Below are 23,367 nucleotides of genomic sequence, written 5' to 3'. Positions count from 1 at the left end.
CAAATCATGCTGACAGGGACAGCCCTCGTAAAGACGGCCCTGCTTTGACGCTTACTCATCAGCAGACATTCTCGCGACCGGACTACGCAGGTTGGGTTAATAATAATTTCGAGCCGGATTCTTTGCTGAGCAACGATGCAATGGAATTTGGCCAACTCGTCCGTACGGCTCAGGTCATTGACGCTGGACATGAACTTCCTGTTGCTGCATTGCCGCGAGAGTGGGCCGGCCAGCCGGGAACTCGCGCGCCGCGTGTCTGGATTACGAAAGCTAATACGCGTCTGTCGACGCTCGATCTGTTCGGGCGAGATTATGTTCTGATTACGATGAACCGCGCTTGGGCAAGCCACACAAACGATATGCCTTTAAAAGTTGTCGAGATTGGCGCAGATGTTCTGTTTCCACCGGAGGCATCATTTGGTGACTTGTTTGGGGTGGAGTGTGACGGCGCGACGCTGGTTCGACCCGACGGCATCATCGCCTGGCGAAGCCGGTTCCCACCAAATAAAGTCGACCTTCAGGATATCCGAAAAATTTTTGCAGGTGGGGGGTGTTCAAGCATTGCTTGATGACTTCTCTATGGCCAATCGCTGCGGCCATCCATACGATGGCCGTGAGCGAGCAGCGCGAACAAAAATGAGCAACAGTCCCGTTGTTTAAACGTCCATGTAGCTCTCAATTTTTCGTCATTGATGAAACATTATCACACGTCGAAGTATCTTTTTCCATATGTTTGATGAGACGTCAGACAACTGTCGTTTCAGTCGTATGGCGACTGGTCTCTGACATATCTGTTGCAAAGCAAAAATCGATGTGACGCATCAAAGTGGTATAGCAAATACTGACTATCGCAGTGGCGCTGCCGTTTTCAAAGTGTAATTTTTCGCCATCTTTTAACAACCATGCAGAGGTAACCAACGCATCGAACGGTGGCGCCGAGTTCTGTACATCAATCCTAAATTTCTTGCCACTCAGCGACTTTGCATCGCGGAAAGCCATTCTAGTTCGTTCTGTGTAGCAAAAAACATATGCTGGCGCAAAAGTCGCTGACATCTCTACTCTCCATCGCTGCTAGAGCTATCAAATGGCCACAAAAAAGGAATTATATCCCTTTCGCAAGGTTTTAATAATTGCAATCTAATGCTGGGTGGGGGAGGTCTCGAAATTGGATTCTGGTAGACAAGCAGCGCGTTCCCAAGTTGGGCGGGCGTTGAGCACCGGTGGGTCTAATCGCGACTGGCGTCCATCCTGATGCCCTAGGCGATTGCAATCGGCCACGCGTGCGAAGCCTCATGTTTCTACAAAGGCAAGGATCACAGCCGCAATCGTCAAGCAAGTCAATTTGATCTGGATAAAGAAATTGGAAATTTTTCCAGTGCTCAACTGTGCTTGCATCAAACGGTGCTAGACTTGATTTAATTGTAAATTTCGTCACATTGAATACTTTGTATCGTGCAGCAGCGCTGTACAAGCTGACTTTTCCTTGGGAGAGTGATCCAATGCCGCATGTCGTCACCGTCGCAACCGTCGCGAAACCGCTGGCCAGCGCCTTGCTGTTGTTTTGCGCGGTCACCGCCAGCGGCCAGTCGGTACAGCCGCACGACACCATCCCCGCCTTCAGCAAGCTCGATTCGATCGAAGCACGCGTGCAGGGCTGTGTCACCTGCCACGGCCAGCAAGGGCAGGGCACCTCGAACGGCTACTTTCCCCGTATTGCCGGCAAGCCGGCCGGCTACCTGTACAACCAGCTGGTCGGCTTTCGCGACGGCACGCGCAGCTATCCGCCGATGAACTACCTGGTGGCTTACCTGCCCGACGCCTACCTGAAGGAAATCGCGCAGCACTTCGCCTCGCTGCGCCCCGCCTTTCAGACGCCCGAACAGCCATCGGCCAATGCGGCGATGGCCGAACGGGGTCGCGTGCTGGCCACCGTGGGTGATACCGCCAAGGGCATTCCCGCCTGTATGGCCTGTCACGGCAAGAGCCTGTCCGGGATGGAGCCGGGCATCCCGGGCTTGGCCGGCCTGCGCTCGACCTATATCGTCGGCCAGCTGACACGCTGGCGTGTGGGCGAGCGGCGCGCGGCCGATCCGGACTGCATGAAGCGCATCGCTACGCGCCTGTCCGATACCGACGTCACGGCCGTCGCCTCGTGGCTGGCGCAGCAAACCCCGCCAGCCAATGCATCGCCGGAACCGTCCAACCTTGTGCGCATGCCGGTGGCCTGCGGCAGCCAGCGCTAGGGGCCCATGATGCGCAAAAGCCTGCAAATCCTGCTTGCCCTGTTCGTCCTCGCGCTGCTGGCGGTGGCAGCCGTGTATCTCCTGCGCCCCGGGCATATGCCGAACCAGAAAAAAGCTCCGCGCAGCGGCGAGACGAGTGCGTCCACGCAGCTGATCACCAAGGGCGAATATCTGGCGCGCGCCGGCGACTGCGTGGCCTGCCACACGGTGCCCAATGGCCCGATCTTTGCCGGCGGGCGTGCCATGGCCACGCCGTTCGGCAACCTGTACGTGCCCAATATCACGCCCGACGACGACACCGGCATCGGCCTCTGGACGCCCGACGAGTTCTACCGCATGATGCACACGGGCGTCTCGCGCGACGGCACCTTGCTTTATCCGGCCATGCCGTTCGCCTCGTACACGCAGGTGACGCGGGCCGACTCGGACGCCATCTTCGCCTACCTGATGTCGGTCACGCCGGTCAGACAGACCAACCGCGCGCACGAGTTGCGCTTCCCCTTCAATAACCGCGAACTGCTGATCGGCTGGCGCACCCTTTACTTCAAGCAAGGCGAGTTCCAGCCCGACCCGGCGCAATCGGCCGAGTGGAACCGTGGCGCGTATCTGGTGCGCGGCCTGGGCCACTGCGCCATGTGCCACACGGCTGTCAATGCGCTGGGCGGATCGAGCGAATCGAAGGCATTCGAAGGCGGCATGATCCCGAACCAGAACTGGTATGCGCCCTCGCTGACCTCGAACCGCGAAGCGGGCCTGGGCGACTGGAAGATTTCCGAAATTTCGGATCTGCTGCAGGTGGGCGTGTCGCATCGCGGCACCGTCTACGGGCCGATGGCCGAAGTGGTCTACAACAGCCTGCAATACATGACGGATGAGGATACCAAGGCGATGGCCGTCTACTTGAAGGCGCTGCCGCAGAAGGACGACGCGCCGCCGCCGACCAGCCAGGCGCGCCTGGTCGATCCGGCAGTGATGGAGACCGGCCGCAAGGTGTATGTGGCGCAGTGCGCGATGTGCCATGGCGCCGAAGGCAAGGGCCAACCGCCATCGTTTCCCATCCTGGCCGGCAACCGCTCGATCACCATGGTCACGCCCGTCAACCCGATACGCATGGTACTCAATGGCGGCTATCCGCCAGGTACCTACAAGAATCCGCGCCCGCACGGCATGCCGCCGTTCTCGCACATTCTGAACGACGACGAGGTGGCGGCAGTCGTCACCTATATCCGTGTCGCCTGGGGTAATAGCGGTACGCCCGTCAATGCTGCCCAGGTCAGCGACCTGCGCAAACTCTTGCCTGAATAAGGAGGCCCATGCAAATGCCTGGTGACACCGAATCCGAAGAACTGAACAAACGCATCGACGAAATCGTCAGCCACGGCCCCTCGGGCGCGTTCGCGGTGGCGGGCATCGCGACCTTCATCGTGGTCGCGATCTTCTTCCTTTTTTACTGGCTGGTGTACCTGCCACGGGGGACGGTGCAATGAGTGAACCTGCCGCACATGAATTGCACCATGCGTCGGAAGCGGTGGCAGTGGCGGCCGAACGGCGCTGGGCGTACATCGTTATCGCCATTATCGTGTTGCTGCTGGCCGTGATGGTCTTCACGGGCCTACACTGGGCCGCCATGCCGCCGTCGCGTGTGGAAACGGTCGACGTCAGAACCTTGCACCTGAAAGGCGAATTCGTCGAAAACAACCTGGGCACGGCGCTGGAAAAAGACGGCCGTGTGGTGGTGCGCCTGATCGGCCAGCAGTATTCGTTCGCGCCGCAATGCATCGTGGTGCCGGCCGGCGTGCCCGTCACGTTTCGCGGCACCAGCAGCGACGCCATCCACGGTTTTGTGGTGGGTCGCACCAACGCCAACACCATGCTGATTCCGGGATTCATTTCTACCTTTACCACTACATTTCCCAAGGCAGGCGAGCAGCTGATGCCCTGTCACGAATACTGCGGCACCGGGCACGAGGCCATGTGGGCCAGGTTCCAGGTGATTCCTTCCGACGAATTCTATGCCCGGGCAAAAAAGGCAGAAAGGATGAGCTGTGTTCCTGGCTAAACGACTGGTCCTCGCCCATTTCTGGGTCGCCTTCATCGCTTTTTTCGCCGCCATCCTGCTTGGCGAATGGCAGATGTTCGTGCGCAGCCCCCTCTCGCCCTGGGTCAACAACCCCGAACATTACTACCGCTCCGTCACCGCACACGGCACCGTGATGGGCTATGTGCTGCCCACGCTGGTGGCGATGGGCTTTGGCTATGCGATCACGGAGCTGGCCCTGAAACGCCCATTGATCGGCCTGCGCTGGGCCTGGGCCGGTTTCTGGCTAGTGATCGCCGGCACGCTGATGGCGGCGCTGACCACGGCCTCGGGCAAATCGTCGGTGCTGTACACCTTTTATCCGCCGATGATTGGCAGCGTCTTTTACTACCTGGGCGTGGTGCTGGTGGTGGTGGGCTCTTGGGTGTGGGTCGCGCTGATGTCGGTCAACCTGCGTGCCTGGAAAAAAGCCAATCCGGGTGCCACCATGCCGCTGGCCATGTTCGGCAACGTGGCCGGCGCCTATCTGTGGGCCTGGACCTCGGTCGGCGCGGCGGTGGAAATCCTGGTGCTGATCTTGCCGGCCGCGCTGGGTTTGACCGACACCATCAACGTCGGCCTGGCGCGCGTGCTGTTTTCCTGGACGCTGCACGCCATCGTCTACTTCTGGCTGATGCCGGCGTATATCGCATTCTATACGCTGTTCCCGCGCGCGATCGGCGGACGGCTGTACAGCGATACCATGGGCCGCGTCGCATTTGCGCTGTTCCTCGTGTTCTCGATGCCGATCGGCATCCACCATCTTTTCGCCGACCCCCAGGTCGGCGCCGGCTTCAAGTTCGTACATGCGGCGATGACGGCAATGGTGTCTATTCCGACCCTGCTCACGGTGTTCACCATCGTCGCCTCGGCCGAAATCGTGGGCCGGCTGCGCGGCGGCAAGGGACCGGTCGGCTGGGTGAAAGCGCTGCCGTGGTCCAATCCGTGGATGCTGGCCGTCACGCTGGCTTTCATCATGCTCGGTTTTGGCGGCGCCGGCGGCATCATCAACATGAGCTACCAGCTCAATGAGTCGATCCACAACACGCAATGGGTAACGGGACACTTCCACCTGATCTTTGCCGGCGCCATCGTCATCATGTACTTCATGGTGGCGTATGAGCTGTGGCCCCAGCTGCGTGCTTGCAGGCCGCTGTCGCCACGCCTGATCAGGGCGCAGCTGTGGAGCTGGTTCATCGGCATGATGATCCTCACCATGCCGTGGCACTTGGTAGGCTTGCTCGGTGCGCCGCGCCGCATGGCCTATTACGACTATACGCATCCGCTGCTGGCGCCGCAGGCCATCACGGTCACCATGTCCACCTTTGGTGGGCTGATACTGGTGATTTCGGCGGCGCTGTTCATCTACATTCTGGCCACGCCAAAACGTCAGGATGCGCCGGCGGCGCCGTTTACCTTTAGCCAGGCCGTCCATCCGAACGCCAGGGTGCCGGCCGCCCTCAATGGGTTTGCATTGTGGGTGGCGATGATGATCGCGCTCACCGTCGTCAACTATGGCTACCCCATTTTGCAGCTGGCGATCACGCCTGACGCCAGCGTTCCGATAGTGCCGATAGGAGCGCGATAATGCGAGAACACGGCTTCTTTTCCCGAGCAAACCGCATCGGCTGGGTCAGCACGGTTGGCCTGCTCGTGCTGACATTGATTGCGGTGCTGGTCGCCTTTGCCTGGCTGCCGTCAGCGCAGGCCGACTTCCGCGCGAAGGGATTATGGGACAGCATCTGCCGTGCCGCGGGCGTGCCGGCCAAATGGCTCGATGGCAGCCCGCGCAAGGACAATGCCGACGTGGTCGCCACCAACGTGGTGCTGCTGCCGGCAATGGCGAAACCGGCATCCTCGGCCTCGGTCGGGCGCGGCGCCACGCTGGCACTGAACTGCACCATGTGCCACGGCGCGCTGGGCCTGAGCCGCTCGGACGCGCCGAATCTGGCGGGCCAGTATCCGGAAGTGATCCGCAAGCAGATGCTCGACTACCAGAGCGGCAAGCGCAGCAGCGCCATCATGGCCGCGCTGGCGCGTAACCTGACCGAAGAAAACATCGCCGACCTGGCCGCTTACTACGCCAGCTTGCCGAAAGCGCGCACGGCCCCGACAACCTACGACGAAGCGCTGCCGGCGCTGGTGCGCGTGGGCGATCCGATGCGCAATATCGCCCCCTGCATTTCGTGCCACGGCGGCGTCGATCAGAAGCTGGGCGCGCCGTGGCTCGAAGGCATGCCAAAACCCTATCTGGTGCAGCAGCTCGAAGACTTCAGGCATGGCCGGCGCAAGAACGACGGCCAGCAGCAGATGCGAAATGTCGCGCGCCAGATGACAGACGCGGAGATCGACAGCGTAGCCACGTTCTATGCGAGAAAGGCGCTGCCCGAGCATCGGTAGTTCGTCAAGTTGACAAGCACCGCCAGCACGACCAGCACCCGCCCCGATAGCCTATATCGCAACGGCGGAGCTAGTGCTTTGCGCTGTCGGCCTCAGCCAAGAAGTGAGCGCGCCGCGTCAGTTTCTTCTTTGAGGCTTACTCGGGGTCTGAAATGCTCATTTGCGTGATGGATCGCTGGTAGTGCCAGTGCTTAATTTTTCAAGCGGTCCTGCTTGATCAGCGTATGTCGCGGTCGTCGGCGATGAACAGGTAGTAGTTTTTAAACTTAACTTGGAGAAAATCCATGGCAAGCAAAGGGACTGGCGGTAAGATTTCATCGGCGGCAGGCCCCATCCTCGGCAATTCAGGAACATCGGCGCTGCAACGTAGCTTGGCTGGAAGCGCCTTAGCGCAGTCAGGTACACAAAAGCTGACTGGCAAAGACATGGAAGCGAAGGCATCAGCTGCGCTTAAGAACCCAAATTCTGCGGCTACAACCAAATCCCTTGCCGGCTCCTTGGTATCTCAGTCAGAAAAGAAACGTTAGTGATTAAGTGGGGGTAGGCAGGGGTATCTCTGCGGCTGTCAAATCTTGAAAGCCGCAGCCCTTTCCGCAAGAGTCTTTTGAACGACGTAGAACAAGATTAGTGACTTTGCTTATGTTGCTGTACCGGCAGTCGATGATCTTTGCCCGCAAAGGCTTCGAACTGGAACGTGCACAGTTCTGGACAATGGCAAGACCAAGACAGCGCTGCCGGGGCCACCATGCCATCTGCAGCCTGGTTTGCTTATACGCCAGACCGGAAAGGCATCGACCCGCAAACCTACTTGGCAAACTCCGAGGATGAGTTGCAGGCCCATGCGTATGGCAGTTTCAATGCACTCTACGTCGACGACACCATACAAGAAGCGGGTTGTTGGGCGCATTGAGGCCGAGATATGCGGCAAGCCGTCGCACGAACGACAGCAGGCGAGCCAGCAAGATCAAGCCCGTTGCTCGGCGCCTTCGATAGGTGGCTGCACGCCACTCTTGAATATCTGTCGCGCAAGCCGGACACGGCCGCGGCGAACCGACTGTAATTTTTACAGTGCACGGGGAGCATCATTTGGAATAGCGCATTGGAATTTGATTACGGACTCGAACGAGTACTGCTGTCGTTTGAGGACCAAAATCGAGAATGCATACTGATGTCGCAAAACACCCAGAATGATGACGGCGTACTTTGGCGACAGAGTTGAGAAACTGTGCGACATCTAGTTGTACCTTTTCGGACGATTTCGCAAACACCCCATGATGATGTCGCAAAACACCCCAGAATGATGTCGGCGTACTATGAGATCGGTCGGTATCTTCTAAAAGCATACAATGTTAAGTAGTTTACTTAATAGGGGCTAAGTATTATAGGGTAAATTACAGGTACGTTTATGCATGAAAAATACCGGTTTAAATACCGCTGTCTGGCTGGTCGTGCTATGCTCTTTTTCACCCACGCCGCCGTGATGTCCGCGCTGGCCCACCCGATCAATTGCGCGCACCATGCAACCACCATCAGACCCGCTGTTCCCACCGCCGCCAGCACCGGCATCGCTGCCGCGCAACGCCGGCCGGCCGCGTTTTGCGCTCACCGACGATGAGGCGCGCAGCCTGGTGATGCAACTGGGCGATATGCGTACCCGTCACGCCAACAACCCCCGCCAGCATCGTCCGTTCGTGCACGATTTTCTACGGGCGGTGCACCACGCGACCGGGCGCATCTACAGCGCAGGGACCTATCGCAAGCTGCTGCAGGCGTACGCGCCCGAGCGCACGCCGTCAACGACCACGCTCGAGACCGAAAAAAACTTGCTTGAGCATGAGCTGAAAAGCCGCGCGGTGGCCGTCGGCATCGCTGCGGCAACGCCACTGCCGGCAGCTGAGGCAGCGCCATCGGTGCCAGCACCGGCGCCGGCGCGGGAAACCGGACTCGAGCTCCAGCAGATCATCAGCTTGCTGCACCACCTGTCAGCGCGACTGGATCAACAGGATCGGGCGTTCGCAGGCCAGGATCGTTCGGCCGGCTTGCAAGCCCACAACGACTATCTGCGCGAGCGTCTCGCCGTCACCGAAGAGGATTTAAATGAAACGCGGGCGCAGGCCGCCCGGATGGCGCTCGAGGTGCAAGCTGCCGCCACCCAGGCAGAGGAGCGTGCGCGCGAGCTGGCGGCGCTGTACCAGAACGTCAAGGACCAGGCGGCGGCGCTGGGCGCGATGGCGGAAGAACTGCATGGCAGCCGGCAGTTTGCCATGCAGGCCATCGATGGCGTGCGCGGAGAAACGCGCGGGGCCAAAGAACGCTGCGCGCAGCTGGAGCAACAACTCAAGGACAAGGAGCAGCAAGTGGACATGTACCGGCAAATGGCGTTCAGCAAAGGAGCGCCTGCACGATGACTGGACTGACGCCCTACGCCCACGGCGCCGGCCAGCTCGCGGTCGCCGCCCCCCAGCCGGTGCACAGCCTGGGGCCCGTCGCCAACGACTGGGAAGCGATCAATGTGTGGCTGGCCGCGGTGGCCGACAACAGCAGAAGCGGTTCCAATGAAACGCTCAAAACCTACCGCTACCACCTGGCCAAGCTGCGCTGGTACTGCGAGCGCGAACTGGGACGCCCGCCGTCGACCTGGACCCTGCAAGATGTGAAAGCCTTCCGCAACTACCTCGCGCAGCTGCCTGCTTCGTCCTTGCGTACTATCAATATCGCACCTGGTGCGCCAGACTACTCACCGTTCCAGAAGCAGCCCGGCGTCAGCACCCAGTCCGACATCATGCGCTTTACCAAGGCCATGTTCAGTGCCCTGCATCGCACCGGCTATCTGCGCCTCGATCCGATGGCGCTCGTCCAAGCGCCGAAGCAGCGCCGCTTGGACAAAAAACGCGCCGTGGGGGATGATTTGTTTGACCTGGTGCTGCAGGTGATGGCGGAGGCGCCGCAGCCAACCCAGAAAGACCATCAGATTTACGTGCGCGACTGCTTCATCTTCATTTGCCTGCGCGAGTCGGGACTGAGGGCGTCGGAACTCATCGGGGCTAAAATGGATGCCGTCGGGTTGCTGTACAACCCCAACAGCGGCAATACCTATTGGGCCATGACGGTCAAGGCAGAGACGGCCAAGGGCGGCAAACAGCGCACGGTACCGGTGAGCGTGGCGTTCCTGGAAGCTTTTATTGCCTACCGGCGCGCGTTCGGACTGGATCCGATGCCTGGACCGAACCCCCAGCAGTATGGGCTTGTGCTGTCCGTGCGCACCAAAAAAAGGGAGAGCGGGAGCCGGATCAAGAGCGCGTCGGACCGACGGCTGTTTGGTGAATGGCGCGACGTGGGGAGCCGGCAAGGACTGCATGGCATCATCAAAGGCCGGATACGGGATGCAGTCCTTCTGCTGGAGCAGGCCGGCGATGGCGCAAGCGCCGCGCACCTGGATCGAGTATCGGCACACTGGCTGCGGCATACGTTCGCGATGACGTCGCTCTTGTCGGGTCAGGATCTGCGAAGCGTGGCCACGTCGCTGGGCCATGCCAGCGTCGACACGACCATGGGCTACACGGAACAGGACGCGATCGATCTGATCGAGAGTTGGGAGCGAGAAACGCCAGGCCGCGTGGCCCGTGCGGGCCAGGCCGATGGAATCAAGTGAACAGGAGTTAAATTTTTTGGTAGGCTTCCCCCCAAATGCTTCAGCCGTCCAACTAAATGTAACGAGGAAAATTCTTGCGTTTTGTTGACTGTTAACCGGATAACGGATAATATGAAAACATGCCAATTCAATCCTTCGCTTGTCCCGACACGCAAGCCCTGTTCACCACAGGCAGGAGTCGCCGATTCGTCAACATTAAGAACGTAGCCGAGCGCAAGCTGGCCCAGCTCGACGCGGCTCCCTCGGTGAATTTCATGAAGGCGCCGCCGGGTAACGACCTGAAAGAGTACGACGGCGCTTGGCATGTGCGGATTAACGACCAATGGCGTCTGACCTTCAAGTGGGGTGATAGCGGCCCTTATGAAGTGCTGATCGAAGACCCACACTGAGCGGGGCCTAGCCCCGCATAGAAAAACCTGAACAGCCACGGAGGGCATTATGTTCAAAAATGGTATGCGTCCTATCCACCCAGGCGAAATTTTGGTCGAGGACTACATTAAGCCCATGGGCGTCAGCGTGCGCGCTGTGTCTCTGGCCCTGCACGTTCCGTACTCTCGCCTCAGCGAGATCACCAAAGGTGAGCGCGGCGTCTCCGCTGATACGGCACTTCGCTTGGAGCGCTATTTTGGCAGTGAGGCACAAGGATGGTTGAATCTCCAAAGTGCGTATGATCTGCGTATGGCCGAAATATCCGCTGGCAAAGCCATCGCCGAAGCAATCAAGCCGCTTGCGTTGGCATAGCTCAAGAAAATCTATGTTTCTCATTGTGAACGACGGACTTGAATTGGTCCTGTCGCATTAGCAAACCGTCGATGGCCGATCAGGAAAACTACGGTGCTTAATCTTGAACGACTCGATGTGCTCCACTTCAAGAGGATGCGCTTTCCGATCGATCTGCTCCTTGTCTGCATTCGTTGGTACGTGGCCTACCCGCTGAGCTACCGGCACGTGGAAGAAATGATGGAGGAGCGCGGCTTGTCGGTAGACCATTCATCGATTAGCAAATGGGCGGTCCGATTTCTTCCGCAGATCGAGAAGATGGTCCGCAAACACAAGCGCCCGGTCGGTGGCAGCTGGCGAATGGATGAGACGTACATCAAGGTCAAGGGCGTCTGGAAATACCTGTACCGCGCTGTCGACAAGCAGGGCAAGAGCGTCGACTTACTGCTCACGGCCAAGCGTGACATGGCGGCAGCGAAGCGCTTCTTCGACAAGGCCATCTGAGCTAACGGCGATCCAGACAAAGTCGCGATGGACAAGAGCGGCGCCAACAACGCGGCCTTCGATTTGATCAACGCCGGCCGTGACGTGCCAATCTTGGTGCGCCAGGTTAAATACCTTAGAGTGCGTGCAAAACCTGGGGAGGCTGACAGATCATCCTTGCTGCTCAAATGTGCTGCCATTGGCGCAAGACTGTCGAGAGGCGACGGAAGTCGGCCTGGTCGCGATCAAAGTTTGCAGTCTGCCTGGCGAGAGTTCGCCATTGAGAACGGCGACTCTGACCTGTGCAAGGCAGTGCGCGCCTTCGTCGGTCCAGCGCATTTGGCGCTTCTTGGCCATGCGCTGGCTGACGACCAGATTCACGGCCGATTCGGCGATGCTGCTGCTGATTGGCAGGCCTTTTCTATATCGTGCACCATAGTTGACCAGGGAATCGGTGTTGTTGCGGATGTAGCAGCTGACGGTACGCAGATTCCACCACAGCCTTGAGAATTCGTAACCATCCCTGCACAGCAGCCTGTCATCAAGTGCCTTGATTCTGGCCACCGCCTTACTGCCCTTGCCATGCCAGACCAACCATTTGGCGCCGCGAATATCACGCTCCATCGACTCGTGTCCAAGCGAGTCGATGGTCTTTTCGCCGGAAATCGAGTTCAGTGCCGCCTGAAACTTCATCGCGATATGAAACCAGTCCAGGATACGGCCGCGCGCGAGCTGGCTTCCTTTGACGGCTTTGCTGAATTCGCCGGCATCGTCGCTAATCACCGTCACGCGCTGATTGGGCGCCACGCCGCAACGACTGAGAAACTGATCCAGCCGTGCAGCCGCCGATGCGACTTCCTTGTGGACGTAGGCGTAGACACGCGGCTCGCCGTCGACAAAAGTCGCGCGGCCGACGACGAGATTCACATGCCGACCCAGACCCCGAATGGAGTCGGTGTGACGAAGCCAGGCCGAATCCACGCTGACTGCGCCGACATGCTCGGATTCACTGTCACTGGGCTCTGTGACGACCTGCCTGGCGATATCACGTTCGATTTCGGCATCGAGCAGCTTGCCAACAACGTGGATCCGATTCCTGGTGCCACTGAAAGAGATGCCCTGATCCAGCGGCAAAAGTTCTTTGAGCAAATCGGTCGCCGCTCTGAACGGCAGATGGGCAGCCCATTTGACCTGGAGGTAGTTCAACTCGGGTGTCGTGTGTTCGGGCAGCGCCTCGCTCAAGGGACTGAACGTACGTTTTGGCGCGCCATGGCAATTGCATGACCACAGTCTCGGGCTCGGCACGGTCACCTTGCCATATACGGTGCGCACGACACGCGCCCGGCTTTCCTTGTGCTGCAAGGCTGCGGCGCAAAACCTGCAATGCATTTGTCCGGCAAGCCATGAATCCACTTGCTGCATCACCAATGCGCGCTGCACCTCGGCCAAAAGAGATCTCCCCTCGGAAAGCGTGAGACCCAGCTGTGAAAGACTATGGTCGGGACGCTCGATCACCGCCAGAACCGCATTGTCTGCTCGGCTGGTATCGTCGTCTCCGTCAACGATGCGTGCCTCTATAATCAAACGCATGACCATCTCCCTCGCCGTTGCGATACCCGTCAGATTACCGCAATCATGCCGAACCGAAAAGAATGCCGCCGAATGTTGCATCAGGTCATCTCCCCAGGTTTTGCACGCACTCGTTGATGGCGGTAAAGATTGGGTAGCTGACGCTTACTGTTGTAATGCAAATGTAATGATTCGGCCATTCCGGTGTGCGATCACTTCTATAAAATGAACTCACCGAATTCGAAGATTCTTTCACCACAACCATGAGGCAGGAGATCAAATGAACTTAATCAAAACCAAAATCATCACCGCGTTTGTGATTGCATCCCTCAGCCCGCTAATTGCCACTGCTCAGTCTCAGAGTAAAGTCATGGCTAAAACCAACCTTGGCAGCACGGTCCAAACCCAAGCAGTAACACGTAGCGTCACAATTTTGCCATCTACAAAATATGTAAATGTCAGGCAGGGAGATGTCGTTACATTCACCTCTGATGGAAAACAGTTTACCTGGCTATTCGATACTCTTCGCCCTACAGATGATTTTGATCTATCCTCCATTGCACCAGCCGAAATGAAAACGCATGGTGTTCGCGTATATGTGGGATCAAATCCTCTTTATGCTAACTAGCTGATAACTGTTTAACCGGCACATGTTATTTCCTTGCACGTGGCATGTAGCCCGACAGTGTAGCTTGTTACTCGCGTAGCTAAAGCCTGCCAAACAGCCTGCCAAACCGCTACGCGAACCGTAGCTTGCAGCATACATCTACGTGCCAGACTTATACATTACTTGCTAGTTCCAGAAGCAATAGCTTTGCACAGCCAATTCATTTTTTCTGCAATATCCAGAAATTCGTGCCCCTCCTATCTAATATTCGAGATAAGAATATACGATGTATACTTCGCGGATATTTTTCTATGCGATGCTGGGAAAAGGTTGATCGAATACAGGCATCCGCCATCGAATTAACTATTATCCACTGATTCATTCTCTTACATATCATTTAAGTTGTTTTTTTGGAACGCCTTTTGTTATATCCCCCATAGAACAGCGCCACGTACCGATGCTTATATGGATGTCAGATGGCTTTCAAGACAGACTGCGACTCAAACGTTCTTGTCTGGACGCGCGACGCGCCTTGCCTTACTCGCATGATAATGTATTCCATTCGATACTGGGATTGCTCGGCGTAAGCACCTCAGTTTACAAGCCAGAGCTTGATATCTTAAACGGATGCACCAATGCAGAGTAAGGCATACTCCAAGGCATTGCTCCTCTTAGCTGTTAGCGCCGGCTTGCTATTATGGATGGGGCAGGCCGCTAATATCGACATGTGGCTAGCAGGACTGAGCTTTGACGCCCAACAGCAGGTTTTTCCGTTGCGAAATTCATGGGTGACCGAACGCCTGTTACACAAATATCTTAAAAATTCACTGAATTTACTGGCTATTTTCTTTGCTATTCTAACCATGATCGGCTGGAAGTATCCGGGAAAGTTTTGGAAACCCAAATTCGACCGCCGCATCCGACTAGTCATTTTATCGTCGATACTGGTTCCTGCGACTATCAGTCTATTGAAGAGGAGTAGCCGGTCGCACTGCCCTTGGGATATTGATCAATTTGGCGGCACCGTGCCTTATTACCGTCTTCTGGAATTTATGCCGGATTTCGTTATAGCCGGAAATAGTTTTCCTGCCGGACACGCTTCAGGCGGTGGCTGATTTCGTTATGTGTTTTTTGGCTACCGGCCGAGCCAAAAAAGGCTATTCCTGCGGGCGTAGCAGGTTTTGCGGTGGGGTTGACCATGGGTATATCACAGCAATTACGCGGGGCCCATTTTCTGAGCCATACGTTATGGTCGATCTGGTTCGCTGCGGCGTTAATCCTTGTTCTTTATTGGCTCTGCATAGCGCCAAAGAGGGAGGATTTAAGAAAATAAATTTCGGCGCGCTACCGTTCAGCTCTGGTGCGCGCCCTTTCTTTTTACGCGATGGTTTTTGCAGATTTAATATCACCATAAACCAGCAAACGTAATGCATTGATGACAACCAGCAACGTCGATCCTTCATGGAATATGACCGCGGTCCCAATGTTCAAACCCATTATGGTGGCTGGTATCAATACTGCGACGACGCCCAAACTGACCCACAAGTTTTGCTTGATGATACGACTGGTGCTCCTGGACAGTCCTACGGCGAAGGGTAATTGTGCAAGGTCGTCTGCCATCAGTGCAACATCTGCCGTTTCTAGCGCTACGTCCGAACCCGCAGCGCCCATGGCGATTCCAACTGTTGCATTTGCCATAGCTGGTGCATCGTTGACGCCATCGCCAACCATGGCGACTTTGCCGTGCTTATCACGAAGTTCCTTGATCGCTTCGACCTTTTGCTCTGGCATCAGGTCGCCACGCGCCTCAGTTAAGCCTACGCTTTTGGCAACCGCATTGGCAACTTGCTGATTATCGCCTGAAATCATGATCAGGCGATCGATACCCAAACCACGCAGCGCCGCCATGACCTCTCCTGCCACTGGACGAGGCGTATCCATGACGCCCAGTACTCCCAGAAAGCGTTTCCCTTTAAGAACAATCATGGTCGTACGCCCTGCTTCCACTAGTTTCAGATCAGCGTTGAGCACGTCCACCGGCAGGACATTTCCATCTGTTTCCGAAAAAAAGACCGGCTTGGCAATGTACACGAGTTCTTCACCGACCATCGCCTGTACCCCGCGCCCCGTAATGCTCTTGATATCGGACGCCTGCACTGGTATCACGGAGTTCCCTAGTCGTTCCTTTGCACCGACCACCACGGCGGACGCCAGCGGATGGTCACTATGCTCCTCAATTGCCATAGCTACTGATAACAGTTCCTGTTCGGTCGCCCCGTCAGCTGCAACAGCATCAGTCAGCTTAGGCTTGCCTTCAGTGAGAGTGCCGGTTTTATCAAAAGCAATTGAAGTAAGCGTGCCTAGATTTTCCAGCGGCGCTCCTCCTTTTACCAGAACACCACCCCGCGCTGCCCTTGCAACACCGCTCAATACAGCACTTGGTACGGAGATGGCCAACGCACATGGGCTTGCGGCAACCAGGACAGCCATGGCGCGGTAAAAGCTGTCCGAGAAAGGTTCATCCACCACAACTCCGGCAAACAGCAGAATGGTTACCAGAACAAGAACTGCCGGCACGAAGATACGCTCAAACTTTTCGGTAAAATTCTGTGTCGGTGAGCGCTGCGTTTCTGCATCGGCAACCATCTTGACTACGCGCGCCATCGTCGACTGATCCGCACGCCGAGCCACCATGACCTCGATGACGCCACTACCATTGATGGTGCCTGCGAACACGCGGTTTACAGCTGCGACCTTGTCAAAAGCCTTCACCGCCTCTGCAGGATCAGAAGCGGGTTGCTTGTCGACGGGAACGCTTTCGCCGGTTACTGGCGCCTGGTTCACACTGCTGGTACCCCGGGTCACCACACCGTCAGCAGGAAGGCGTTCGTTCGGTCGGACAATCACGATATCGCCAAGCTGCAGTTGTGACACTGGAAGCTCAATCATCGTCCCATTCCTGCGTACGTTGGCCGTTTCGGGAGCAAGCTTGGCCAATGCCTCGATCGCACGACGTGCACGCCCCATTGCATAATGCTCCAGCGAATGCCCAAGGCTAAACAAAAACAGTAATAGAGCCCCTTCCGCCCATTTTCCCAATGCCGCAGCACCCACGGCAGCGACCAGCATCAGAGTGTCAATTTCGAAACGACGCGCACGGATATTCTCGATCGCTTCCTTGGCGGTAAAAAATCCGCCGAAAAAATACGCTGCAACAAATGATGCAGTAGGCAACCAGCTTGGGCCGAACGAGAATTTTTCGATCCCCCATCCTGCCAGCAGCAAGATGCCCGATACACCGGCAAAAATGAGTTCCGCATTTTCACCCAAAGCACCACCATGCGCATGGTCGTGGCCAGCATGTTCATCCTTGGGGCGGTGATCGGCTGCCACCTGCCCAGGATGGTCGTAGGCTTGCGCAGCCTTGTCAGGCTGGTTATCTTCTGGTCCGCCTTCAACGGGATGTTTAGTTGCATTCATGGATTAATTCTTTCATGTCAAAGGAATTATGGAGCTTGCGCTGTGGAACATCGGTCGTACTTAACATTTTCCGATACCGCATCTTTCGCGCAGCTATTGAAACAGTGTCTTTAAGAACCATCCCTAACGATGGGGAAGTAAAAAAACAGTATAAACCAAGGACAAGTTTTATCTCATCAGGTAAAAATTCTCTGCATTCCAGTGAGGCCGGATTTTCACATAAATGTACTAGTAGTTTTCAGGAAAGCGCGAACGCTCTACCAATTCGATCAGTATGTGAATAATCTTAATATGCATCTCTTGCACGCGGTCTGCATATTGGCCAGCTGGTGCACAAATACAAACATCGCATAGTGGCTCAAATTCCGAACCCGCCTTGCCCGTCAATCCAATTACCTTCATTCGGAGATTGCGGGCGCTGGTAACAGCCATAATGATCGACGGACTTTTTCCGCTCGTACTGATGGCTAACAGCACATCGCCTTCACGCCCATGCGCCTCCAGATAGCGAGAAAATACCTGGTCATATCCGAAATCGTTTGCAACACACGACATATGGCTTGGGTCACTGATCGCTGTTGCTGGCAGACCAGATCGATCATTACGGAAACGCCCAGTAAACTCTTCTGCAAAATGCATCGCGTCGCACATGGACCCTCCGTTACCACATGTGAATATCCTTCCTTCACCATTAAAGGCAGCCAGCAAGACATTTGCTGCACGCTCTACCCGCTGCAGCCCAGATTCGTCGGTTAGAAATGTATCGAGGGCCTGTTTAGCATCGGTCAAACTTGCTTTGATGTGTTCCAACATAGTTTACTCCGAAATATATTTTAAAATATCTTACTATTGATAATAATTTTAACTTCATTAATTTTAACAAATAACTATACATAAAACTTCACAAGAAATATTCGTAATGATGGGCATTCATGATCATTCATGTATTTAATTTTCTGAGACGTAGTGTCAAAAAAGTTACAAAACTCAATACCACGGCGATATCGTACAAAGCAAATCCCACTGCAGCGCCAATTGCGCCAGTCACCCACACTGTCGATGCCGTGGTATTTCCGCGCATCTCGCTACTACTCTTGAAGATAGTACCGGTACCAATAAATCCAATCCCCACAATCAAACCGTATAGGACCTGCGCTAACTGTGGTGAATTTTCACCGAGCGCACCGATTCCAATTAAAATAAAACCGCAGCTGGCCATTGCAACTATAGGAAATGTCCGCAAACCTGCGCCACCATTTGTTGCCGACTCTCTGTCCCACCCAATTGGCAATGCCAAAGCATAGGCGATCAACATATCAATAATGTGAGAAGCGACTTCAATCCAGCTCATTGATTGAAAGCGAAGCATCAAAATATAACCTTCTTTTAATTTATTAAAATTTTGGACTGCACAATGGTTTTAATGGCGTCGCCGTTTTCGCTTTCGTGGATGTCGAGTCGGTAGAAGAATTTCTTTCTTTACCAACTTTTTTCTACGACTCGACAGCCGCATCCATAACACGAATCCCATGAGCAGCAAGAATGTCAGAACGGATGTACCCAAAACTGTCCAAGTGACCTCCAGATGAAAATCAGGCATCTCTGTAAGATTGCGCGCCCCCACGCTTTCAATTGGTTTATTTTCTACTATCGGAGAATTTTTAATCGCATCATTCATTTCAGATCTCAATTAATATGTGAGATGTATGTTAAAATTTATATAGCTTTTTAATTTTTATATTTTGTATTTAGAACGCATTCAACTCCAAAGGAATTTTTAGCATGGATTAGCCATTAAATATCCTTGGCCATAGGCGGTAGTAATAATGCCCGCACCCAGTTTGCGTCGGACCTGACAAATATGCACGGCTAGCGTATTGCTTTCAATCGTAGCAGCTCCGTCATACATCATTGCTTCTAGATGCTCATGTCCAACAACATGTCCCTTCCCCTGCATAAGGGTTAGCAGGATCCGGTATTCGTGATCGCTAAGCCGGACTGGCTTACCAGCACGCGTTACACTACGCTTTACGACGTCAATTTCAATATCGCCCCAAGTTATTAAAGGCACCATACGGCCCTCACTTCTTCGGGTTACTGCGCGTACGCGCGCCCACAGCTCATCAAATTCAAATGGTTTCAGCAAATAATCGTCTGCACCAGAATCAATCCAAGTTATACGCTCACTCACCTTACAGGATTCGGCTGTTATGAGTACTGGTGTCACGTCATATTGAGCACGCATATTTCGAAGCAGGTTCAACCCGAATTTCGAAGATAGATCATTATCGATTAGGACAATAGAGTAACTCGTCTCAAGCAAGGCCAATCTTGCTGCGATAAGGTCTTTCACATGATTGATCCTCCAGCCATTTTTCAAGGCGCTATCAAATACCTTATCGGCAAATGAGATATCACTTCCCAGCAATAATATACGCATGACTCCCCCCCATCTTTACCAAAAAATTATTTTTATTTGATTGTCAAATATTTTATTTCTATAAAATTTTTGTGATTAACCAATTTAAATCCGGCAACCAATAGGACACAGAATCAAAAACAACAAAAATCAACAATAAAACGAGTGCCAATATCAACAATTTTTCGCCGATATATTTTATAAATTCTCTTTCATTTTTCATTGATACACCAACTCTTTCCCTATACATCATATCAATGCACAATTAAATCGCAATATTTTTTGAAAAAATTCAATTACTGCCAACCTTCTGATCGCGCTAACCAAGAAGAAATTCTAAAAATATTAATTAATAATTTTCATTTTTAATAAAATAAATAATAATTACATGCAGTATTATCGAAATCATACTTTTCTACTGTGCCCATAGCGGTATTGTGATTTCTGACCACGTCTATGTCGCTCTTTTTCCGCCCAAGCGATGCCATGCTTGGGCGGTTTGTTATCAATTGTCGTTAATCAATATGAGGATCAAGCAGGAAGTTGATCTTTTTCCTGGACAGTACCGGATTCAGCATCCTCATCCTTGCCATGTGCTAAGCGATAAAGCAGCGGAAGGACCAGTAGCGTTAGCAGCGTCGATGAAATAATTCCCCCAATAACGACTGTCGCAAGTGGCTGTTGTACTTCCGCACCTGTGCCGGTCGCAATCGCCATCGGAATAAATCCCAGCGATGCCACTAATGCAGTCATCAAGACTGGTCGCAAACGAGTCAGCGCACCCGTCGTGATTGCCTGGTCTAAGGACATGCCCTCATCGCGAAGTGTCCGGATAAAGGAGATCATCACTAAACCGTTCAGCACGGCCACACCAGACAAGGCGATAAAACCGACTGCAGCGGAAATCGAGAGCGGAATATCGCGCAGCCAAAGCGCCAGAATGCCGCCTGTCAGCGCAAACGGAATGCCTGTGAACACAATCAAGCCGTCCTTGGCGTTATTGAACATCACGAATAGCAAGGTAAACACGAGGAATAATGCGAGTGGCACGACCAGTTGCAGTCGCTGGGTTGCTGACTGCAGTTGTTCAAAAGTCCCGCCCCAGATCATCCAGTAACCAGGTGGTATTTTGACTTCCTTCTGAATCAGTTTTTCCGCTTCGGGAACGAAGGTACCAATATCGCGCCCACGCACATTCGCGCTCACCACGATGCGTCGCTTGCCATCCTCCCGGCTGATCTGATTAGGACCTGGTGCAAAATCGAGGGTGGCTACTTCGGAGAGAGGGATGAAACTAACTTCCCCGGCCGCACCGTTCGTTCCCGAAGAACGTGCCAAAGGAATAGGCAGGCGCTTGAGTGCCTCCAAGTCAGTTCTCAGATCTTCCGGAAGCCGCACGATGATGTCGAAACGGCGGTCACCCTCAAACACGGTGCCGGCATTTCTTCCGCCTGTAGCAATCGCCAACGCTTCTTGAACCGCGCCGACATTGAGGCCATAGCGAGCAGTCTTCTCCCTATCGATATTGACAGTGAGCATCGGCAGGCCGGAAGTCTGTTCGGTCTTGACCTCCGCCGCGCCGGGGATGCGAGAAAGTACACCAGCGATTTGCGCCGCTGTCGCATTCAGGACGTCCATATCGTCGCCAAATATCTTGACGGCGACATCGCTACGCACCCCAGAAATGAGTTCATTGAAGCGCAACTGAATGGGCTGTGAGAACTCATAACTGTTGCCAGCGTAAGTGGCTGCCTCCGCTTGTACGGCCGCTAGTACTTGCGCGCGGGTTTTTTTCGGACTCGGCCAGTCTTTTTCAGGCTTAAGCATCACATAGCCGTCTGAAATATTCGGCGGCATCGGGTCAGAAGCAATTTCCGCAGTACCTGTACGCGCGAAGACCCGCTCAATTTCCGGAAACTTGGCCTTCAGACCAGCTTCGAGCTGTTTCTGCATTTCGATCGACTGGGTCAGGCTAGTCCCCGGGATGCGCAACGACTGAATCGCAAAATCGCCTTCGTTCAGATTGGGAATGAACTCGCTCCCCATCCGACTTGCGACAGCACCCGACAGTACGATAAGCACGACTGCAGAGGTTACCACGACAGCTTTATTGAGTAACGCCTTGGCCAGCAAAGGCGTGTATAAGCGCTTGGCGAACTCCATTACGCGATTTTCTTTTTCAGCAACATTCTTGCCGATAAACAGTGCGATAGCGGCCGGGATGAAAGTGAGCGACAGAATCATCGCGCCGACAAGTGCCGCGACAACGGTAAATGCCATTGGATGGAACATTTTTCCTTCCACACCGGTCAGGGCGAAGATAGGAATATAGACGATCATGATGATGAGCTGACCGAACAACAATGGGCGACGTGCCTCTTTTGCCGCAGCAAATACCTCATGAAAACGTTCCGCGCGAGTCAATGTGCGTTGATGATGCGCTTGCGCATGAGCCAGACGGCGTACGCAGTTTTCTACAATGACAACGGCTCCGTCGACGATGATGCCGAAGTCAAGGGCGCCGAGACTCATCAGGTTCGCGCTGACCTTATAAGTTACCATCCCCGTGAACGTAAACAGCATGGCCAGCGGAATGACCATCGCGGTGATCAGAGCAGCTCGTATGTTACCAAGGAATAGGAACAGTACGACGATGACCAGTACCGCGCCTTCCATCAGATTTTTCTTAACGGTATTGATTGCCTTGTCAACCAGCACGGTCCTGTCATAAACAGTGACGGCTTTGACACCAGCGGGCAAAGTGCGGTTAATCTCCGCCATTTTTTTGTCTACCGCTTGCGAGACGATCCGACTGTTTTGTCCAATCAGCATGAAGACAGTACCCAACACAACCTCGCGGCCGTTATCGGTCGCCGCACCGGTACGCAGTTCACGCCCGAGTTCGACTTCGGCCACATCACGAATGCGAATCGGTACCCCTTGAACGGTATTGAGAATAATATTTCTCATATCCTCCAGCGACTTTACCTGGCCAGGAGCGCGGATCAGAAACTGTTCACCACGTTTTTCAATATAACCGGCACCGACATTGTTGTTGTTCGCGTCCAGCGCAGTGACGATGGCCTGAAACGTCAGGCCATACGATGACAGCTTTGTCGGGTTCGGTGTAACGTGATATTCCTTTGCAAAGCCACCTATGGAGTTGATTTCCGTAACCCCAGTCACGTTGCGCAATTGCGGCTTGATGATCCAGTCCTGGATTTCACGCAAATCCGTCGGCGTGTAAGGCTGGCCATCGGCCTTCTTTGCGTTCGGCTCACTCTCAACTGTCCAGAGATAAATTTCGCCCAAACCCGTTGAAATTGGACCGAGTACCGGAGATACGCCTTCAGGCAAGCGTTCTTTCGCTTCCTGCAATCGTTGGTTGACCAGTTGCCTGGCGAAGTAAATATCCGTTCCATCTTTAAAGATGACGGTAATCTGCGACAAGCCATAACGCGACAATGAGCGCGTCTGCTCCAGACTTGGCAAGCCGGCCATCACTGTTTCGATCGGAAAAGTCACACGTTGTTCAACTTCCAGCGGCGAATACCCTGGTGCTGAGGTATTAATCTGAACCTGGACATTGGTAATATCGGGTACGGCATCAATTGGCAGCTTTTGGTAGCTGAAGATACCAATACCCACCATGGCAATAACACCGAGTATCACCAACCATCGATGCTCGATGGAAAAGCGGATTATGCGTTCAAACAT

At 54.5% G+C, this 23,367-nt stretch carries 21 protein-coding genes and 2 pseudogenes; 16 read left to right on the top strand and 7 right to left on the bottom strand.

Going from position 1 to position 23,367, the window contains the following annotated elements; all coding sequences use genetic code 11:
* Window positions 1-569, top strand: a pseudogene (locus JAB8_RS29445) (hypothetical protein); the annotation flags it as partial.
* Window positions 570-744: 175 nt separating this feature from the next.
* Here JAB8_RS29445 and JAB8_RS28900 read toward each other — a convergent pair.
* A complete protein-coding gene (locus JAB8_RS28900) occupies window positions 745-1,053 on the bottom strand; it encodes a hypothetical protein (protein WP_139142967.1) in 309 nt (102 codons plus the stop codon).
* Between the two features lie 446 nt (window positions 1,054-1,499).
* On the opposite strand from JAB8_RS28900, the gene JAB8_RS07315 reads away from it, so the two are divergent.
* The 13 genes and pseudogenes from JAB8_RS07315 to JAB8_RS07270 all read left to right on the top strand — a co-directional run.
* Window positions 1,500-2,243, top strand: a complete 744-nt coding sequence (locus JAB8_RS07315) for a c-type cytochrome (RefSeq protein ID WP_070223575.1) — start codon at window positions 1,500-1,502, stop codon at window positions 2,241-2,243.
* A 6-nt stretch (window positions 2,244-2,249) separates the two neighbouring features.
* Window positions 2,250-3,548: a cytochrome c gene (locus tag JAB8_RS07310; RefSeq protein WP_217494207.1), complete on the top strand. Its 1,299-nt coding sequence runs from the start codon at window positions 2,250-2,252 to the stop codon at window positions 3,546-3,548.
* An 8-nt stretch (window positions 3,549-3,556) separates the two neighbouring features.
* On the top strand, window positions 3,557-3,730 hold the full coding sequence (locus tag JAB8_RS29440; RefSeq protein WP_175444849.1) for a hypothetical protein: 174 nt from the start codon (window positions 3,557-3,559) through the stop codon (window positions 3,728-3,730).
* Window positions 3,727-4,302 carry a cytochrome C oxidase subunit II gene (locus JAB8_RS07305; protein WP_070223573.1) on the top strand — a complete coding sequence of 192 codons (576 nt, stop codon included), beginning with the start codon at window positions 3,727-3,729 and terminating at the stop codon, window positions 4,300-4,302. The genes JAB8_RS29440 and JAB8_RS07305 overlap by 4 nt, the downstream gene beginning before the upstream one ends.
* Window positions 4,289-5,908 carry a cbb3-type cytochrome c oxidase subunit I gene (locus JAB8_RS07300; protein WP_070223571.1) on the top strand — a complete coding sequence of 540 codons (1,620 nt, stop codon included), beginning with the start codon at window positions 4,289-4,291 and terminating at the stop codon, window positions 5,906-5,908. Before JAB8_RS07305 ends, JAB8_RS07300 begins: the two co-directional genes overlap by 14 nt.
* Window positions 5,908-6,720 (top strand): c-type cytochrome, encoded by an 813-nt coding sequence (locus JAB8_RS07295; RefSeq protein ID WP_070223566.1) that lies wholly within the window; start codon window positions 5,908-5,910, stop codon window positions 6,718-6,720. Before JAB8_RS07300 ends, JAB8_RS07295 begins: the two co-directional genes overlap by 1 nt.
* A gap of 284 nt (window positions 6,721-7,004) precedes the next feature.
* Window positions 7,005-7,247: a hypothetical protein gene (locus JAB8_RS28045; RefSeq protein ID WP_071654389.1), complete on the top strand. Its 243-nt coding sequence runs from the start codon at window positions 7,005-7,007 to the stop codon at window positions 7,245-7,247.
* A gap of 218 nt (window positions 7,248-7,465) precedes the next feature.
* Window positions 7,466-7,630, top strand: coding sequence for a transposase (locus JAB8_RS28040; protein ID WP_083287491.1), 165 nt, complete (start codon window positions 7,466-7,468; stop codon window positions 7,628-7,630).
* Between the two features lie 607 nt (window positions 7,631-8,237).
* Window positions 8,238-9,128 carry a hypothetical protein gene (locus JAB8_RS07290; protein ID WP_070289060.1) on the top strand — a complete coding sequence of 297 codons (891 nt, stop codon included), beginning with the start codon at window positions 8,238-8,240 and terminating at the stop codon, window positions 9,126-9,128.
* On the top strand, window positions 9,125-10,372 hold the full coding sequence (locus tag JAB8_RS07285; RefSeq protein WP_070289059.1) for a tyrosine-type recombinase/integrase: 1,248 nt from the start codon (window positions 9,125-9,127) through the stop codon (window positions 10,370-10,372). The genes JAB8_RS07290 and JAB8_RS07285 overlap by 4 nt, the downstream gene beginning before the upstream one ends.
* A gap of 119 nt (window positions 10,373-10,491) precedes the next feature.
* Window positions 10,492-10,761, top strand: coding sequence for a type II toxin-antitoxin system RelE/ParE family toxin (locus JAB8_RS07280; protein ID WP_070223560.1), 270 nt, complete (start codon window positions 10,492-10,494; stop codon window positions 10,759-10,761).
* A 49-nt stretch (window positions 10,762-10,810) separates the two neighbouring features.
* Window positions 10,811-11,113, top strand: coding sequence for a HigA family addiction module antitoxin (locus JAB8_RS07275; protein ID WP_070289058.1), 303 nt, complete (start codon window positions 10,811-10,813; stop codon window positions 11,111-11,113).
* 135 nt (window positions 11,114-11,248) lie between these two features.
* A pseudogene (locus tag JAB8_RS07270) lies at window positions 11,249-11,713 on the top strand (IS6 family transposase); the annotation flags it as partial.
* A 33-nt stretch (window positions 11,714-11,746) separates the two neighbouring features.
* Here the strand turns inward: JAB8_RS07270 and JAB8_RS28895 are convergent.
* Entirely contained in the window at window positions 11,747-13,165 is a 1,419-nt protein-coding gene (locus tag JAB8_RS28895) for an ISKra4 family transposase (RefSeq protein ID WP_175445163.1), read from the bottom strand.
* Window positions 13,166-13,424: 259 nt separating this feature from the next.
* On the opposite strand from JAB8_RS28895, the gene JAB8_RS28035 reads away from it, so the two are divergent.
* A complete protein-coding gene (locus tag JAB8_RS28035) occupies window positions 13,425-13,772 on the top strand; it encodes a CzcE family metal-binding protein (protein ID WP_071650240.1) in 348 nt (115 codons plus the stop codon).
* 614 nt (window positions 13,773-14,386) lie between these two features.
* Window positions 14,387-14,866: a hypothetical protein gene (locus JAB8_RS07260; protein WP_083287606.1), complete on the top strand. Its 480-nt coding sequence runs from the start codon at window positions 14,387-14,389 to the stop codon at window positions 14,864-14,866.
* Window positions 14,867-15,128: 262 nt separating this feature from the next.
* On the opposite strand, the gene JAB8_RS07255 is transcribed toward JAB8_RS07260, so the two are convergent.
* The 5 genes from JAB8_RS07255 to JAB8_RS07250 form a co-directional block, all read right to left on the bottom strand.
* Complete coding sequence (locus tag JAB8_RS07255; protein WP_083287605.1) at window positions 15,129-17,231, bottom strand: heavy metal translocating P-type ATPase; 2,103 nt, start codon at window positions 17,229-17,231, stop codon at window positions 15,129-15,131.
* Window positions 17,232-17,459: 228 nt separating this feature from the next.
* The gene (locus JAB8_RS28030; protein ID WP_071650239.1) at window positions 17,460-18,044 is read right to left on the bottom strand and encodes an SIS domain-containing protein; all 585 of its coding nucleotides are present in this window, start codon (window positions 18,042-18,044) and stop codon (window positions 17,460-17,462) included.
* 127 nt (window positions 18,045-18,171) lie between these two features.
* A complete protein-coding gene (locus tag JAB8_RS28025) occupies window positions 18,172-18,582 on the bottom strand; it encodes an MgtC/SapB family protein (RefSeq protein ID WP_217494206.1) in 411 nt (136 codons plus the stop codon).
* 426 nt (window positions 18,583-19,008) lie between these two features.
* Window positions 19,009-19,671 (bottom strand): response regulator transcription factor, encoded by a 663-nt coding sequence (locus JAB8_RS28020; RefSeq protein WP_071650237.1) that lies wholly within the window; start codon window positions 19,669-19,671, stop codon window positions 19,009-19,011.
* A gap of 510 nt (window positions 19,672-20,181) precedes the next feature.
* Entirely contained in the window at window positions 20,182-23,367 is a 3,186-nt protein-coding gene (locus tag JAB8_RS07250; protein ID WP_070289056.1) for a CusA/CzcA family heavy metal efflux RND transporter, read from the bottom strand.

Source organism: Janthinobacterium sp. HH106, from assembly GCF_001758725.1.
Lineage (GTDB): Bacteria > Pseudomonadota > Gammaproteobacteria > Burkholderiales > Burkholderiaceae_D > Janthinobacterium.
Note: the sequence above shows the minus strand (reverse complement) of the source record. Positions and strands in the feature narration are given on the sequence as shown.

What these genes read in the sequence shown, in the direction of transcription:
- JAB8_RS28040 (WP_083287491.1), top strand. Translation starts at nt 7,466, where the DNA reads ATGCCATCTGCAGCCTGGTTTGCTTATACGCCAGACCGGAAAGGCATC.
- JAB8_RS07315 (WP_070223575.1), top strand. Translation starts at nt 1,500, where the DNA reads ATGCCGCATGTCGTCACCGTCGCAACCGTCGCGAAACCGCTGGCCAGC.
- JAB8_RS28045 (WP_071654389.1), top strand. Translation starts at nt 7,005, where the DNA reads ATGGCAAGCAAAGGGACTGGCGGTAAGATTTCATCGGCGGCAGGCCCC.
- JAB8_RS07305 (WP_070223573.1), top strand. Translation starts at nt 3,727, where the DNA reads ATGAGTGAACCTGCCGCACATGAATTGCACCATGCGTCGGAAGCGGTG.
- JAB8_RS07260 (WP_083287606.1), top strand. Translation starts at nt 14,387, where the DNA reads ATGCAGAGTAAGGCATACTCCAAGGCATTGCTCCTCTTAGCTGTTAGC.
- JAB8_RS07275 (WP_070289058.1), top strand. Translation starts at nt 10,811, where the DNA reads ATGTTCAAAAATGGTATGCGTCCTATCCACCCAGGCGAAATTTTGGTC.
- JAB8_RS07255 (WP_083287605.1), bottom strand. Translation starts at nt 17,231, where the DNA reads ATGAATGCAACTAAACATCCCGTTGAAGGCGGACCAGAAGATAACCAG.
- JAB8_RS29440 (WP_175444849.1), top strand. Translation starts at nt 3,557, where the DNA reads ATGCAAATGCCTGGTGACACCGAATCCGAAGAACTGAACAAACGCATC.
- JAB8_RS28035 (WP_071650240.1), top strand. Translation starts at nt 13,425, where the DNA reads ATGAACTTAATCAAAACCAAAATCATCACCGCGTTTGTGATTGCATCC.
- JAB8_RS28895 (WP_175445163.1), bottom strand. Translation starts at nt 13,165, where the DNA reads ATGCGTTTGATTATAGAGGCACGCATCGTTGACGGAGACGACGATACC.
- JAB8_RS07310 (WP_217494207.1), top strand. Translation starts at nt 2,250, where the DNA reads ATGATGCGCAAAAGCCTGCAAATCCTGCTTGCCCTGTTCGTCCTCGCG.
- JAB8_RS07280 (WP_070223560.1), top strand. Translation starts at nt 10,492, where the DNA reads ATGCCAATTCAATCCTTCGCTTGTCCCGACACGCAAGCCCTGTTCACC.
- JAB8_RS07290 (WP_070289060.1), top strand. Translation starts at nt 8,238, where the DNA reads ATGCAACCACCATCAGACCCGCTGTTCCCACCGCCGCCAGCACCGGCA.
- JAB8_RS28030 (WP_071650239.1), bottom strand. Translation starts at nt 18,044, where the DNA reads ATGTTGGAACACATCAAAGCAAGTTTGACCGATGCTAAACAGGCCCTC.
- JAB8_RS28020 (WP_071650237.1), bottom strand. Translation starts at nt 19,671, where the DNA reads ATGCGTATATTATTGCTGGGAAGTGATATCTCATTTGCCGATAAGGTA.
- JAB8_RS07285 (WP_070289059.1), top strand. Translation starts at nt 9,125, where the DNA reads ATGACTGGACTGACGCCCTACGCCCACGGCGCCGGCCAGCTCGCGGTC.
- JAB8_RS07295 (WP_070223566.1), top strand. Translation starts at nt 5,908, where the DNA reads ATGCGAGAACACGGCTTCTTTTCCCGAGCAAACCGCATCGGCTGGGTC.
- JAB8_RS28900 (WP_139142967.1), bottom strand. Translation starts at nt 1,053, where the DNA reads ATGTCAGCGACTTTTGCGCCAGCATATGTTTTTTGCTACACAGAACGA.
- JAB8_RS07250 (WP_070289056.1), bottom strand. Translation starts at nt 23,367, where the DNA reads ATGTTTGAACGCATAATCCGCTTTTCCATCGAGCATCGATGGTTGGTG.
- JAB8_RS28025 (WP_217494206.1), bottom strand. Translation starts at nt 18,582, where the DNA reads ATGAGCTGGATTGAAGTCGCTTCTCACATTATTGATATGTTGATCGCC.